This is a genomic window from Sorangium sp. So ce128 (assembly GCF_051525245.1).
Taxonomy (GTDB): Bacteria; Myxococcota_A; Polyangia; order Polyangiales; family Polyangiaceae; genus Sorangium; species Sorangium cellulosum_B.
Map to the genome: position 1 here is coordinate 10,861,233 of NZ_CP150313.1, position 13,562 is coordinate 10,874,794.

A 13,562-nucleotide genomic window follows, 5' to 3' on the forward strand; every position below is an offset into this window, starting at 1 on the left:
CGGGCACGGAGGATTCAGGCCTCGCGCGCTGGAAGGAGAGGACGGCGCGGCGCGCGTTCTTCGATGTTGGCTGCGGTGTTGGATCAGCCCAAAAGATTCTGCTCATTGCGTCGGACCTCCGGCACGAGGTTCGAGTCCATGACACCCCCGGACACGGCGCGGGGAACATCGGTTGGCGGAGACAGTAACAGAGGTCTCAGGCGCGCGGAAGCCGTCGCCAGCGCGGACCGGCGCCACGGAGCGCGCGAGGCGGGTCTATCACTTTCCGGAACGACGGCTCGACGGCGGAGTAATACGCCCTGAAAAAGCGCGCTCCGGGCGGGGCGACTTGGGCGGAGCTGCCGGGCGTGCGCGCTCCGGATCTTCGCTGGCGAGGGCGAGCATTGCTTGCTTTCTCGGTGAGTCGTCAGGCTCCATGAGCAGAAAGAGGATCGCGCTCTGGAGCGCCTCCTCGGCCTGGTCAAAGCGCTCTGCCACGATGGACGCGACAGGGCTGCGCCCGTCGCCGGGGAGCAGGAGGCGCGGCTCGCACTGGAGCCCCTGGGCGATCAGGCCGAGGGCGCCGAGCCCGAGATCCCGCTCGCCGCGCTCGACCTGCCGCAGGTACGTGGCCGAGAGCTGCGCCCGCTCCGCGAACTCCTGCATGCTGAGCCCGCGGAGCAACCGGAGGATGTGGACCGCCTGGCCGACCTCCTTGGGGAGCGTGTCGCGCATGAGCGCGAGCCTAGCAGGCAGAGCTCGCCCGAGCCCCCGAGAAGGCAGGCCGCCCCGCGTGAGGAGCGCGCCCGCTCGCCGGCGCACCGAACGCGCCGCGCCGGCGGCGCTACAGGTACCCTTCGGCCTGCAGCGCGAACATGCGGGCATAGCGCTGGCCACGGGCGACGAGCTCGTCGTGGGTGCCCTCCTCGACGATGCGCCCGCCGTCGAGCACGACGATGCGGTCGGCCATGCGCACGGTCGGGAAGCGGTGAGAGATGACGATGGTCGTCCGCCCCTTGGACAAGGACCTGAACCGCTGGAAGACCGCGTGCTCGGCCTCGGCGTCGAGCGCCGCGGTCGGCTCGTCGAGCACGAGGATGTCGGCCTGCTCGCGCATGAAGGCGCGCGCGAGCGCCACCTTCTGCCACTGCCCGCCGCTCAGCTCGACGCCGCCCTTGAACCAGCGCCCGAGCTGCGCGTCGAGGCCCCCGGGCACGACCGTCACGACCTCGTCGGCGCCGCCCTCGGCGACCGCGCGCGCGACGCGCGGCTCGTCCGCGAGGTGCTCGACGCTGCCCAGCCCGACGTTCTCGCGCAGCGTGAGCTGGTATTGGTTGAAGTCCTGAAAGACGACACCGATCCTCCGGCGGAGCGCGTCGGGCTCCCAGGCGCGGAGATCCTTGCCGTCGAGCAGGATTCGCCCCTCGGTGGGCTCGTACAAGCGCGCGAGCAGCTTGATGAACGTGGTCTTTCCGGCGCCGTTGTGCCCGACGAGCGCCAGGCTCTGACCGCTCGGGATGTGGAGATCGATGCCCCGGAGCGCCCAGCGCGACTGGCCAGGATACCGGTAGCCGACCCCCTCGAACCGCACGCCCCGGTCGCGCGCGCCGTCGGCCGAAAGGGGCGCAGGCGCGTCTCCGCGGCCGGCCGGCGACGCGGGCGGCTCGCCGGTCGGGATGGACAAATACTGAAAGAGATTCGACATGTAGAGGTTGTGCTCGTACATGCCGCCGACGCCGGCGAGCACGGCCTGGAACGCCTGCTGGCCTTGCCGGAAGGCGGCGACGTAAAGGACCATCTCGCCGAGCGAGAGGCGCCCCGCCGCGGCGCCGGCCGCCATGGCGCCATAGCAGCCGTAGAACGCGGCGGTGCCGAGGAGCGACAGGCCATAGGACCACCCGGCGCGGCGGACCGCGAGGGCGCTGTCCTCCCGGTAGAACGACGCCGCGAGCGCCTTGTACCGCTCGAGGAACGTCGGCCCGAGCCCGAAGAGCTTCACCTCCTTGGCGTGGCCGTCGTTGGCGAGCACGTACTCCAGGTAGTTGAGCCGGCGGGCCTCGGGAGAGCGCCAGTTCCGGAGGCGGAACGCCGCGCCGGAGAAGCGCGCCTCGGCGACCGTGGCGGGGACGGCCGCGAGCACGAGCGCGAGCACCGCGAGGGCGCTGAACCCGAGGAGCAGCGCGGCGTACCCCGCGAGCGTGATCAGGTTCTGCACGAGGGAGAAGCTCTCGGTCACGACGGCGGCGGGGCGAGACGACGCCTCGCGGCGCGCGCGGGTGAGCTGGTCGTAGAACTCGGGGTCCTCGAAATGGACCAGCGAGAGCGAGAGCGCCTTCTCGAGGATCATCCCGTGGATGTCGATCGAGAGCCGCGCGCCGAGCAGCTGCCGCGTCAGCGAGAGCCCGCGCTGCGCGAGCGCGAGCGCGGCCACGAGGCCGAGCTCGACCGAGACCCACACGAGCGCCGCGCGCTCGTCGCGGGCGACCACCGCGTCCGTGATCGCCTTTCCCACGTAGGCCACCCCGAGCGGCAGCGCCGCCGCGGCGAGCGTGAGCGCGCCGAGGGCGACGCTCGCCGCCTTCGACGAGCGCCAGACGAGCTGGAGCGTCCGTGGTGTGTAGGCAAAGCTGTCCCGCAGGCGGGAGAGGCCGAGCATGGACGGCGGATTCTAACCACGCCGCGGCGCTCCGCCCGCGAAGACCCGCGAGGGCGCGAGGGCTGAGGGACGCGAGCGCGACCACGGGCGGCCGCGGTCGCGGGCGGGCGGGCGGGCGGGCGGGCGGGCGGGCGGGCGGATGCTGTGGCGGACGCGCGCCCGGCGCGGTATCCCGGGCCTCCGAAAGAAAAGGAGGCTCTTCATGTCGAGCATGTCCACGTTGACCATGGGCTACGGAGCGCTGCTCACAGCGCTCGGCGTCGGCGGATTCGCTGCGACGAGCGCGCCGACGGCGCTCATCCCGGCCGGCTTCGGGGTCGTCGCGATCGGGCTCGGCCTGCTCGCGCGGCAGGAGAGGTACCGCATGCACGCCATGCACGCGTCGGCCATGGTCGGCGTCCTCGGCTTCCTCGGCTCCGCCCGCGGCCTGACCCAGCTGCCGACGCTGCTCTCCGGCGGCGACGTGGCGCGCCCCCCGGCCGTCATCGCCCAGTCCGTGATGGCCGTCCTCTCGGCGGGCTACGTCGCCCTCTGCGTGCGCTCCTTCATCACGGCGCGCCGCGCCGCCGCCCGCACCTGAGCGCGACGCGCGCCGCCTCGCGCTCGGAGCGCGCCGCCCCGCCGCGCGGCGCGCGCCGCCTCGCGTGAGGAGCGCGCCGCCCCGTCAAGGAGCCCAGGCGCCTTCACTGCCCCTTCTTCCCATCGCCGTCCAGCCGGCGCGCTCGGTGCGGTCCTGTCGGGCGCGAGAGCCATCGAACGGCGCGCTCCTGCCGATCCGTAGAGAACGGCCGCTGCGGCCCGTCTCGCGCGGCGCGTGGTGGATGAGCCCCCCTCCCCTCTCCTCACGCGCCTTACTCTGCACGTCCCATCTCTGCGTGTCCGATCTCCGCGCGTCGGATCAGGGCGCTCGCACGCCGAGGACCTCTTCATGTCGATTATTTGACAATCCGGACCACCAGTCCGGAATGCTATAAATCCGCGCGCAAAAAGCCAGATCGGTGCCCTCGATGCCCGTGCATGATGTACTGTCATCGTCACCAGACCATCAACTACGAGAAGAGCGAGCACCATGCTTCGACGCGTCATTGCATTGGGGCTGACGGCGCCTTTTTTCCTTTCCTGCGAGGGGAGTGGTGGTGTCATCCAGATCTGGAATTGCGAGGAGTGCCTCAAGGGCTGGACCTGCACGGCGGACGCCTGCATCCCCCCGCACTGCAACAATGACGTCACCGATGGAGACGAAGGAGAGACCGACCGCGACTGCGGCGGCTCGTGCAAGCCTTGCGGCTTCGGCGCCTCGTGCGAGACGGGCATCGACTGCAAGGAGGGCGTGTGTCGCCTGGGAGTTTGCCAGGCTCCGACCTGCGTCGACGGCGTTGCGAACGGCTTCGAGACCGGCGTCGACTGCGGCACGCGCTCGTGCCCGCTCTGCCCCGCGGGCGAGGCGTGCCTCACCGGCGAGAACTGCGGGTCCGGCGTGTGCAGGGAGCGTGTCTGCCAGGCGCCCTCGTGCGACGACGGGGTCCTGAATGGAAGCGAGCTCGCCGTGGATTGCGGGGGGGACTGCCGGACGTGCCGGTAGCCCGAAGCGCCTAGCGAGGCGACCAGACCTCGCTACCGCACGCCGACGAGGCGTCGGCGCGGGGAGGAGCGCCCCTCGCCTCAGAGGAACTGGACCACGGGCACCGTCTCCAGGCTGACCGTGCCGCCGGTCGCGATCCAGCGGAAGCCATCGATGAGCGCGGTCGAGTCGAAGCGATCGTCGCCGGTGTCGAACAGGATGAACCGGAGCGAGATCTCCTCGCCGCCATGCACCGGCGCGCGGGTCTTGAGCCACCGGGTGCCGCCGTCGCGGCGCGGGCTGAACCCCGTCCCCACGAGCTCACCCGAGCCGAGCGGACATCCGTCGCAGACATCGAAGAACGCGATATTAACGCTGACCGGCCTTCCCTCCCCGTCGAACGAGAGATTGCCGTTGTACGATCCGGGAGGCGCGGGCGTCGCCAGCGCGACGAATTGATCGTTGAAGTCCTCGCAGACCCACTCCGGGTATTCGAACGTATAGAACTTGAAGAGGAACTCGTAGCCGGTCGCGTTCGTCGGCGCGCGGAGGACGACCTCGAGGCCGACGTCGTCGTTGATGAAGCTGGACGGAGGACAGGAAGGGTTGTCCTGAGGGAACCCGGGCGGCGCGGTGCCGGGACCGTAGCTCGAGCAGCTCCCGGACCAGCAGGCGTCGGGGTGGCCGGGAAGGCGTGCGCTCCCCGTCGAGAGCGCGAGGAGGCGCGCGCCGCCCTGCACGTGCACGTTGGGGCCGAACCCATCGAAGAGGCCAACCGCGGGCGACCGCTCTGCAGGCGAGCCGTCCCCGCGGACATACCTCGCGGAGAGCACACCCCACCGCCTGTCCTCGCGGGACGCCACGGCGCAAAGGTCGATCGCCTTGGCCCCGTTCGCCGGATCGAAGTCCTCCAGCGAGAGGCCCTCGTCGCACGGTGGCGGCACGTCGTCGATCACCCCGTCGCAATCCTCGTCCGCCGGCGCGGGGATCTGGCCGTTCGCGTCAGGCTCAGTGACCTCGACCTCGATCGCGCCTGGATTCACATTTCCATCAACATCGTTGCAGTCGCCCTCCGCGGGCGTGAACCCGTCCCCGTCGCCGTCCACGTTGGGATCGGTGATGGGGATTGCGTCACCGGAGCCCAGCCCTGGCTCGCCCGGCTCATCGAGCCCGCCGGGGCCGTCCTCGCCGATGGTCCCCGAGGGCTCCTCGCGCCCGTCTCCCCCACCCCCCGGCGCGGACGCGCCGCCCACCGCGGAGCACCCGAATGCGACGGCGAGCACCGCCATCACGGCCATGCCGGCGCAGGGGAGAGCCAACCGTTGTTCGATCATGCCGCACTTTGCCAGAGAGAACGGACCGACGTCGCGCGCAACCTCGAGCGGGCGAGCGCAACCTCGGTTCGAATGCGCGGACAGGCACGCGCAGCTCAGGCAGATGCGCATCCTCAGGCGGATGCGCGATCGCCGGACGCAGGCAGGGTCGGGCGCCGCTGCCGGACGCTCTACATCCGCTCCGGCGCCTCGATCCCGAGCAGGCCGAGGCCCTTCGCCAGCACCTCCGCCGTCAGATCGCAGAGCGCGAGGCGCGAGCGGCGCACGTCGTCGCTCTCGGCCCGGAGCACCGGGCAGCGCTCGTAGAAGCTCGTGAACGACCCGGCCAGCTCGAACAGGTAACCGCACAGGCGGTGCGGCTCGAGCGTGGCCGCCACGTCCTCCAGCACGGCGCCGAACCGGAGCAGCTCCAGCACGAGCGCCCGCTCCGCCGGCTCGCCCAGCACGATCCCGGCCTCGCGCGGCGACTCGACGCCGGCCTTCCGGAAGATCGAGCGGACGCGGGCGTGCGCGTACATCAGGTAGGGCGCCGTGTTCCCCTCGAACGCCAGCATGCGATCCCAGTCGAACACGTAGTCCTTGATCCGGTCGCTCGAGAGATCGGCGTACTTCACCGCGCCCACGCCGACCGCCCGCGCCACGGCGCCTCCGGCCTCGGCGTCGAGCTCGGGGTTCTTCTCCCGCACCACCTTCGCCGCGCGCTCCAGGGCCTCGTCGAGCAGGTCCGAGAGCTTCACGGTCTCGCTGCGCCTCGTCTTGAACATCTTCTTGTCGGCCCCGAGCACCGAGCCGAACGCCACGTGCTCGGCCCGGGCCGGCGGGGTGAGCCAGCCCGCCTCGCGCGCGGTCGCGAAGACCATCGCGAAGTGCTGGCTCTGCGGCGCGCCGACGACATAGACGATCCGGCGCGCGCCGACCGTCGTGAGGCGGTGGCGGATCGCCGCGAGATCCGTCGTGGCGTAGCCGTAGCCGCCGTCCTGCTTGCGCACGATGAGCGGCAGCGGCTCGCCGCCCTTGCCGGTGAAGCCGGCCGGGAAGACGCAGAGGGCGCCCTCGCTCTCGCGCGCCAGCCCCTTGCGACCGAGCTCCTCGACGACGTCGGGCAGCATCGGGTTGTAGAAGCTCTCGCCGGCAAAATCCGCGTCGGTCAAGGTCACGCCGAGGCGGCGGTAGACCGAGTCGAAGTAGCGCGTCGACTCGCGCACGAGCTGCCGCCAGAGCGCGAGGGTCTGCTCGTCGCCGCCCTGGAGCCGCACGACCCGCCGGCGCGAGCGCTCGGCGAACGCCGCGTCGCCGTCGAACTTGGCGCGCGCCTGCCGGTAGAACTCGTTGAGATCGCCGACCGAGAGCTCCTGCGAGGCCGCGGCCTCGCCGAGGTCGAGCATGTGCTCGATCAGCATGCCGAACGGCGTGCCCCAGTCGCCGAGGTGGTTCTGGCGGATCACGCGGTGGCCGAGCGCCTCGAGCACGCGCGCGAGGGCGTCGCCGATGATCGTGCTGCGGAGGTGGCCGACGTGCATCTCCTTCGCGGCGTTCGGGCCCGAGTAGTCGACGATCACCGTCTCGGGCTCGGCCGCGGGCGCGATCCCGAGCCGCCCGCCGCCCGCCGTCTCGGCGAGCTCGCGCGTGAGGTACGCGTCCTCGAGCGTCAGGTTCACGAACCCGGGGCCCGCGATCTCGACCTTCCGGCAGATCCCGTCGAGCTCCAGCGCCGCCACGATCGCCGCCGCGACCTCGCGCGGCGGCCTGCCGAGGCGCTTGCCGAGCGCCATGGCGGCGTTCGCCTGGTAGTCGGCGTGGGTGGAGCGGCGCAGGGAAGGATCAACCGCGGCGTGCTCGGCGCCGAACGCGGCGGTGATCGCCGCCTTGAATGCGCGGGCGAGGGCGTGGACGGGATCGGCCATGGCGTATCCTTTGGCCCGGGCGCCCGGCCAATTCAATAGACAAGCCGGAGCGGGACCGCCACATCAGCGCACCTTTGACAAAAATCGGGGTAGGCCGGACAGTTCACGCCTCACGTGAGCGCTTCCCCGCCCCCTGCCCCCGGCGATCCGCCGCCCGTCGCGAGCAACGCGCTCGCGGAGAGCGCGGCGGCCCAGCTGGTCGGGACGGTCCTCTCGGACCGGTACCGGATCGTGGAGCTCGTCGCGACGGGCGGGATGGGCGCGGTGTACAAGGCCGAGCACCTGCTCCTGCGCAAGTGGCTGGCCGTGAAGCTCCTCCTGCCCGCGGCGAAGGGCTCCCCGGAGCTCACGGCGCGCTTCGAGCGCGAGGCGATCGCGGGCGCGCACATCCAGCACCCGAACATCGCCTCGGCGACCGACTTCGGCACCCTCCCCGACGGCTCCCGGTTCCTCGTGCTGGAGCACGTCCGCGGCACGACGCTCGATCGCATCATCAAGAGGGGCCCCTTGCCCGCCCCGCGCGCCGCGGAGATCGCGCGGCAGATCGCGGCGGCGCTCGCCGCGGCCCACGAGCGCGGCGTCATCCACCGCGATCTGAAGCCGCGCAACGTCATGGTCGAGGACGGCACCGACGCCGTGAAGCTCATCGATTTCGGCCTGGCGAAGGTGCCGATCGAGCGCCTCTCCACGACGGACGCGCACAGCAGCGAGGCGCGGCCCGACGCCGGCCGGATCACGCTGAGCGGCATGGTCTTCGGCACGCTCGCGTACATGGCGCCCGAGGCGGCACAGGGCATGGATCACGTCGACGAGCGCTCCGATCTCTACGCGCTCGGGCTCATCCTCTACGAGATGCTCGCCGGGAAGCACCCGTTCGACGCGATCCTGCCCGTCGAGATCTTCCGCGAGCAGCTCCACACGGCGCCGCCGCCGCTCCGGCTGCGCGCCCCGGGCACGGCGGCGCCGCGCGAGCTCGAGGCGCTCGTGATGCGCATCCTGCGCAAGGACCCGGCGGAGCGCCCCGCGAACGCCCGCGCGCTGCTCGCGGCGCTCGACGCGGCCGTGCCGAGGTCCGAGGCGCTCGGCCTCCTCCCCTGGAAGGAGCCGCTGTCGAGCGGGACGTGGCGGCTCAGCGACCCGCTGCGCGCGATCCCGCACGCCATGCCGCCCGAGCTGCCGGCAGGGCAAGACCGCGCGGGCGCGGCCGGCGGCGCTGCGGCCAGGGGCGGCGCGGCTGGCGGGGCGGCGACCGGCAGCGCCGAGGCCGACGCGTTCGGCCTGCAGCTCGGGGCCGCCGGGGCTGACGGCGAGGCGCCCGGGAAGGCAGCGCGCGGGGCGGCAGGGGGCCGGCCGCGAGCGCGAGGGCGCGCGTGGGGCTGGATGCTCGGGGTGGCCGCCGTGGCCGTGATGGGCGCGGCGGGCGCGCTGCTCCTCGGCCGGCTGCCCGCGGGCGCAGGCTGGCTGCGCGCGGGCGCCCCGGCGGCCGCCGGCCCGGAGCTCCAGGCGGCGCCCGCAGCGGCGCAGACGGCCCCCGCCGGGGCGCCGGCCGCCCAGGCGCAGGATGCCCTCGGCCCCCCTCTGCAAGCCCCCTCCGCGGCGCCCGTCGCGAGCGCCTCGGCCCCCGGGTCGGCCGACGTCGCGGCGGCGCTGGACGCGGGCGCGGCGGCGCCGGACGCGGACGCGCCGGATGCGGGCGCGGCGCTCGCCGGCCCGGAGCCGCTCGAGGGCGCGGGCCTCCCGGCCGAGCGCGAGCGCCTCGTGGCGGCGGTCCGGGCGAAGCGGTGGGGCGACGCGGAGAGCGCGCTGCTCACGCTGCTCGAGAAGGATCGCGCCGCCTTCGAGCAACGCGACGTGATGACGGCCGCGGCCGCCGTCGCCGTGAAGAGCTCGTACCGGACCGACGGCCGCGCGGACGCGATCTTCGACGCGCTGGAGAGCCGCCTGGGCCCGGAGGGCCTCGACATCGCCTACGAGATCTCGAGCGGCTACGGGGGCACGCAGGGCGGAAAGCGCGCGGCGGCGCTGCTCCGCCGCCCCGAGGTGCTGAAGCGCGCGAGCGTCCCGCTGCGCATCGCCGTGGCGCTGCGCGAGGCCCCCTGCCGGCGCAAGGAGGCGCTCTTCGAGCGCGCGGCGCTCGAGGGGGACGCGCGCGCGCTCGTGTTCCTGGAGATGCTCCGCTCGTCGCAGTGCCAGCCGCGCATCGGGCAGTGCTGCTTCCACCACCACGAGGGGCTCGAGCGCGCGGTGCGCGCCCTGCGGGACCGGCTGCGCTACTGAGCCGACCGCGCCCGCGTGGCGCGGGCTCCCGGCGCGACGCGGCCCCGAGGGCCGCCGAGATGGGCTAGGCTCGCGCCCCCGGGTTCCACGGCGCCCAGGAGGCCAGAGCACGGCGACGGGGCGACGGGCGGCGCGGACGACAAGGACGAAGGATCAGGAATGAGCGACAAGACGAATGAGGAGATCTACAGGGCGTATCTGCTGGCTTACGCGTGCAGCGGCGACGCCTCGAAGGTCGCGGTGCTCCAGGACGCGCGCCCGCTGACGGCGGTGGTCGCCGCCGCGCTCGCCCTCGCCGAACGCGACCGCCACGCGAGCGAGCCGCCGGACACGTGGGATTCCCTGAGCGAGCGCCTGCAGGCGATGTTCGATGAGTTCGATCCGCACGGGTACGACCTGGCGGGCGGAGGCGACGAGTCGCTCGAAGACGACGAAGAAGACGACGAGGACGAAGACGGCGACGAGCCGATCGCCTCCTGAGCCGCCCGAGGCGCTTTATCGAGGAGCGGGCCGCGCAGCGCGCGCCGGCGACACGGCCATTCGCCCGGCGATCACGGGCGAATGGCCTTTTCTAACGCCACCTTCGCTCTCGGGTCGGCGGAGATCACGACCATCCCATCATCCCGTCGGCGTTAACCAACGCTTAGCGTCGCGTTCTCCTAAATCCGAACGTTTACGTTTACGTTCACGTCGGTGACCGGTGGAGGGGGCGGGCTTCGAGCCCTGAGCGTGACCGAGCCTGGTTAACGCCGCAGATCATCGGGTCGCTGCGCGTGACGCGGCCCCGCTCACCCCCCGAGGGTCGCGCCGTTCGAGGCGATGACCTCACGATACCAGTGCGCCGAGTCCTTGAGGACGCGCCTGCCCGTCGGGTAGTCGACGAAGACGAGGCCGAAGCGGTGTTTGTAGCCGTGGGCCCACTCGAAGTTGTCCATGATCGACCAGTGGAAGTAGCCGTTCACGGCCGCGCCATCGGCGATCGCCCGGCGGAGCTCGATCAGGTGGCGCGCCATGAAATCGATGCGCTGGGGGTCGTGCACCTTCCCGTCGAGCGAGATCCAGTCCCGGGTCGACAGGCCGTTCTCGGTGATCACGATGGGCCGCTTGTACCGCTCGTAGAAGAACCTGGGCCCCCAGTAGAGGCACTCGGGGGTGACCGACCACTCGAACGCGGTGATCGGGTGTCCCACCGGGTGGGGCACCACCTCGGCTGCGCCGTTCGCCCCGGCGCGCACCGGGACTCCCCAGTAGACGTTCACGCCGCAGAAATCGACCGGCTGCGCGATGATCTCCATGTCGCCGCTCCGGACCTCGGGCAGCTCGTTCGCGAACAGGCGGAGCCCGTCCTCGGGGTACCTGCCGAAGAACACGGGATCCATCCACCACGTGTTGGTCCACGTGGTCCGCGCGTTCACCGACCACGTGGCCGCGCGCGCCGCCTCCAGATCCTCCGGCGACGAGGTCGCGGGGTATTTCACCTGCGCGACGGGCGCATAATAGACGTTGCACCTCCCGGGGCTCGCCGCGCGGATGGCCTGCACCGACTTGCCGTGCGCGAGCAAGACGTGGTGGCAGACCCGGAGCACCTCGGCGAAGCGCAGCCGGTCGCCGGGGGCGTGGCGCCCCTCGTAGTGGCCGGCGCCGGCGAACACCTGAGGCTCGTTGAGCGTCATCCAGTCCTTCACCCGATCGCCGAGCTTCCTGACCACGACGCTCGTGTACTCGGCGAACCAGTCGGCGCTGTCGCGGTTCAGCCACCCGCCCTTGTGGTAGAGCGCGAGAGGAAAGTCCCAGTGGAACAGCGTGATGTGGGGCTCGACGCCCGCCTCGAGCAGCGCGTCCACGAGGCGATCGTAGAACGCGAGCCCGCGCTCGTTGACGGCGCCCGTGCCCTCCGGGAGGACACGCGGCCACGAGGTGCTGAGTCGATAGGCGCGGAGGCCGATGTCGCGCATGAGGGCGACATCCTCCTGGTACCGGTGGTAGTGGTCGCACGCGACGTCGCCCGTCTGGCCGTTCCACACAGCGTCCGGCTTCTTGCAGAACATGTCCCACACCGACGGCCCCTTGCCGTCCTCGTGCGCGGCGCCCTCGATCTGGTACGACGCCGCGGCGGCGCCCCACAGGAACCCTTCCGGAAAGCCTTCTTCGCTCTGCTGTCGCGTCATGGTGGCCGCCACCATACCAAAGGCGGCCGCGTTTCGGCGCCGCGGCGCACCGCGGCGTCAGCCAGCGTCGCGCGCCTCGTAGCCGGCCTCGCGCACGGCCGCGAGGAGCGCCTCCGCCGCCGCGCTCCCCTCGATGACCGCCTCTCCGCGCTCGAGGCTCACCTCGCTCACCCGCGTCACGCCAGGGACCTTCGCGAGCGCCTTCGAGACCGCCTGGACGCAGTGGCCGCAGGTCATCCCTTCGATAGCGATTCTGCGCATCTCCCCCCTATGCCCGCTCGAGGCAGCAGCGTCAACGAGGGCGCGCCTGGGCGGATCGCCGTCGTTCCGTCGCGCGTCGACGCAAGAGTCCCCCGGAACCGCCCAGGAAATGGCCTCTCCGGCGCGCTCCGCTGCCGAATGCTTGCGCCGGTTGCGCCGGTTGCGGCGCCCGCGTCCGCGTGATGTGCTCTCGAGCGTGACGGCTCTCGAGCACACGGCGCTTGTCGGCCACGGCGGCGTGCACATCATCGAGGGCGCCGGGGGGACGCGCCGCCATGCGCTCCACCTGGTCAAGCTGGTGGTGCCGGTCGAGGGTCCTCTCGAGATCGAGGCCGAGGTCGGGCGGCCGTTCGAGGTGCGCGCGCCCGTGCTCACCGGCGCCGGAGTCGCCCATTCCATCGGCTCTCCCGGCGCGACGGTGACGACCTTTCTTGCGCCCGAGGGGCTCGGCGCCGGCGCGCAGGCGGCCGCCCGCGGGCGGGTGCTCGTCCTCGAAGGCGCGCAGGCCGAGCGGGCGCGCTCGGCGGCGCGCGACGCGCTCCGCGGCCGGCTCGATCACGCGGCGACGCACGAGCTCATGAGGGCGTGCGCCGGTGCGTTCGCGCCGGGCGGCCCGCCGGTCGATCGCCGCGTGCTCCGCGCCATGCGCCGCCTGGCGGAGCAGGCGCCGGGCCGCCCCGCGCTGGGCCCGCTCGCCGCCGCGGAGGGCCTCTCTCGCTCGCGGCTCTCCCACCTGTTTCACGGCGCCTTCGGCCACCCGCTGCGCGATTACGTGACCTTCCTGCGCGTGCGGACGGCCATCCGGGCGCTCATGGACGGCGCCCCGCTGGCGCAGGCGGCGCTCGCCGGCGGCTTCCACGACCAGGCCCACCTGGCCCGCGCGATCGTCGCCACGCTGGGTCGCACGCCGGGCTCGGTCGCTCGCAGCCGCTTCGTACAAGCCGAGGCCACGGCCGGGGCCATGGTGATCCCCTGAACCCAAGGAGGATCCATGCCCCCCCGCGCTGTCGGCGCAGCCCGCGTCGCCCTCGGCCTCATCGTCCTGCTCGGCGGCATCAACGGATTCGTGCGCATCGTGCCGGTCCCCGAGCCGCTCCACCCGTTCATCCAGCTGCTTGTCGACAGCGGCTACATCCACGCCGTCAAGGTCGTCGAGATCGCCGCCGCGGTCCTGCTCCTCCTCGACCGCCGCCGCCCCCTCGCGCTCGCGCTGTTATGGCCGGTCGTGGTGAACATCGCCCTGTTCCACCTTCTGCTGGACCCCCGCGCCGGCATCAACGCCGTCGTCCTCCTCGGCCTGCTCGGCGCCCTCACCTGGCATGATCGCCACGCGTTCGCGCCGCTCCTCGCCGAGGGGCGGTCCGGGTCGCCCGACCCGAAGGGCGACCCGGCGCGCGGAGAGCGCGCCTCGCTCGCCTAGAA

General features: G+C 72.5%; 12 protein-coding genes. 6 read left to right on the forward strand and 6 right to left on the reverse strand.

What is annotated here, in order from left to right; all coding sequences use genetic code 11:
- Positions 1–258: 258 nt before the first annotated feature.
- Positions 259–714, reverse strand: coding sequence for a helix-turn-helix domain-containing protein (locus WME82_RS41180; protein ID WP_437742012.1), 456 nt, complete (start codon positions 712–714; stop codon positions 259–261).
- A 109-nt stretch (positions 715–823) separates the two neighbouring features.
- Positions 824–2,635 carry an ABC transporter ATP-binding protein gene (locus tag WME82_RS41185; RefSeq protein WP_438039782.1) on the reverse strand — a complete coding sequence of 604 codons (1,812 nt, stop codon included), beginning with the start codon at positions 2,633–2,635 and terminating at the stop codon, positions 824–826.
- 202 nt (positions 2,636–2,837) lie between these two features.
- Here WME82_RS41185 and WME82_RS41190 point away from each other — a divergent pair, with 202 nt between their 5' ends.
- Both WME82_RS41190 and WME82_RS41195 read left to right on the forward strand, forming a co-directional pair.
- Positions 2,838–3,215, forward strand: a complete 378-nt coding sequence (locus WME82_RS41190; protein ID WP_437853713.1) for a hypothetical protein — start codon at positions 2,838–2,840, stop codon at positions 3,213–3,215.
- Between the two features lie 489 nt (positions 3,216–3,704).
- Positions 3,705–4,217 (forward strand): hypothetical protein, encoded by a 513-nt coding sequence (locus WME82_RS41195; RefSeq protein ID WP_437742015.1) that lies wholly within the window; start codon positions 3,705–3,707, stop codon positions 4,215–4,217.
- Positions 4,218–4,297: 80 nt separating this feature from the next.
- Here the strand turns inward: WME82_RS41195 and WME82_RS41200 are convergent, their stop codons facing one another.
- Both WME82_RS41200 and argS read right to left on the reverse strand, forming a co-directional pair.
- Positions 4,298–5,530, reverse strand: a complete 1,233-nt coding sequence (locus tag WME82_RS41200) for a choice-of-anchor L domain-containing protein (RefSeq protein ID WP_438039783.1) — start codon at positions 5,528–5,530, stop codon at positions 4,298–4,300.
- Between the two features lie 170 nt (positions 5,531–5,700).
- A complete protein-coding gene (argS, locus tag WME82_RS41205) occupies positions 5,701–7,434 on the reverse strand; it encodes an arginine--tRNA ligase (RefSeq protein WP_438039784.1) in 1,734 nt (577 codons plus the stop codon).
- A 114-nt stretch (positions 7,435–7,548) separates the two neighbouring features.
- On the opposite strand from argS, the gene WME82_RS41210 reads away from it, so the two are divergent.
- Complete coding sequence (locus tag WME82_RS41210; RefSeq protein ID WP_438039785.1) at positions 7,549–9,711, forward strand: protein kinase domain-containing protein; 2,163 nt, start codon at positions 7,549–7,551, stop codon at positions 9,709–9,711.
- A gap of 159 nt (positions 9,712–9,870) precedes the next feature.
- Positions 9,871–10,191, forward strand: a complete 321-nt coding sequence (locus WME82_RS41215; protein ID WP_437712070.1) for a hypothetical protein — start codon at positions 9,871–9,873, stop codon at positions 10,189–10,191.
- A gap of 308 nt (positions 10,192–10,499) precedes the next feature.
- Here the strand turns inward: WME82_RS41215 and WME82_RS41220 are convergent, their stop codons facing one another.
- On the reverse strand, positions 10,500–11,879 hold the full coding sequence (locus WME82_RS41220) for a GH1 family beta-glucosidase (protein WP_438039786.1): 1,380 nt from the start codon (positions 11,877–11,879) through the stop codon (positions 10,500–10,502).
- A gap of 57 nt (positions 11,880–11,936) precedes the next feature.
- Positions 11,937–12,140 carry a CopZ family metallochaperone gene (locus WME82_RS41225; protein ID WP_438039787.1) on the reverse strand — a complete coding sequence of 68 codons (204 nt, stop codon included), beginning with the start codon at positions 12,138–12,140 and terminating at the stop codon, positions 11,937–11,939.
- Positions 12,141–12,336: 196 nt separating this feature from the next.
- On the opposite strand from WME82_RS41225, the gene WME82_RS41230 reads away from it, so the two are divergent.
- Both WME82_RS41230 and WME82_RS41235 read left to right on the forward strand, forming a co-directional pair.
- Positions 12,337–13,116 carry a helix-turn-helix domain-containing protein gene (locus WME82_RS41230; RefSeq protein ID WP_437742021.1) on the forward strand — a complete coding sequence of 260 codons (780 nt, stop codon included), beginning with the start codon at positions 12,337–12,339 and terminating at the stop codon, positions 13,114–13,116.
- A gap of 15 nt (positions 13,117–13,131) precedes the next feature.
- On the forward strand, positions 13,132–13,560 hold the full coding sequence (locus tag WME82_RS41235) for a membrane spanning transport protein (RefSeq protein ID WP_437742022.1): 429 nt from the start codon (positions 13,132–13,134) through the stop codon (positions 13,558–13,560).
- Positions 13,561–13,562 lie beyond the last annotated feature (2 nt).

Coding starts and splice junctions, on each gene's coding strand:
- WME82_RS41195 (WP_437742015.1), top strand. CDS start 3,705: ATGCTTCGACGCGTCATTGCATTGGGGCTGACGGCGCCTTTTTTCCTT.
- WME82_RS41215 (WP_437712070.1), top strand. CDS start 9,871: ATGAGCGACAAGACGAATGAGGAGATCTACAGGGCGTATCTGCTGGCT.
- WME82_RS41235 (WP_437742022.1), top strand. CDS start 13,132: ATGCCCCCCCGCGCTGTCGGCGCAGCCCGCGTCGCCCTCGGCCTCATC.
- WME82_RS41220 (WP_438039786.1), bottom strand. CDS start 11,879: ATGACGCGACAGCAGAGCGAAGAAGGCTTTCCGGAAGGGTTCCTGTGG.
- argS (WP_438039784.1), bottom strand. CDS start 7,434: ATGGCCGATCCCGTCCACGCCCTCGCCCGCGCATTCAAGGCGGCGATC.
- WME82_RS41225 (WP_438039787.1), bottom strand. CDS start 12,140: ATGCGCAGAATCGCTATCGAAGGGATGACCTGCGGCCACTGCGTCCAG.
- WME82_RS41190 (WP_437853713.1), top strand. CDS start 2,838: ATGTCGAGCATGTCCACGTTGACCATGGGCTACGGAGCGCTGCTCACA.
- WME82_RS41200 (WP_438039783.1), bottom strand. CDS start 5,530: ATGATCGAACAACGGTTGGCTCTCCCCTGCGCCGGCATGGCCGTGATG.
- WME82_RS41185 (WP_438039782.1), bottom strand. CDS start 2,635: ATGCTCGGCCTCTCCCGCCTGCGGGACAGCTTTGCCTACACACCACGG.
- WME82_RS41180 (WP_437742012.1), bottom strand. CDS start 714: ATGCGCGACACGCTCCCCAAGGAGGTCGGCCAGGCGGTCCACATCCTC.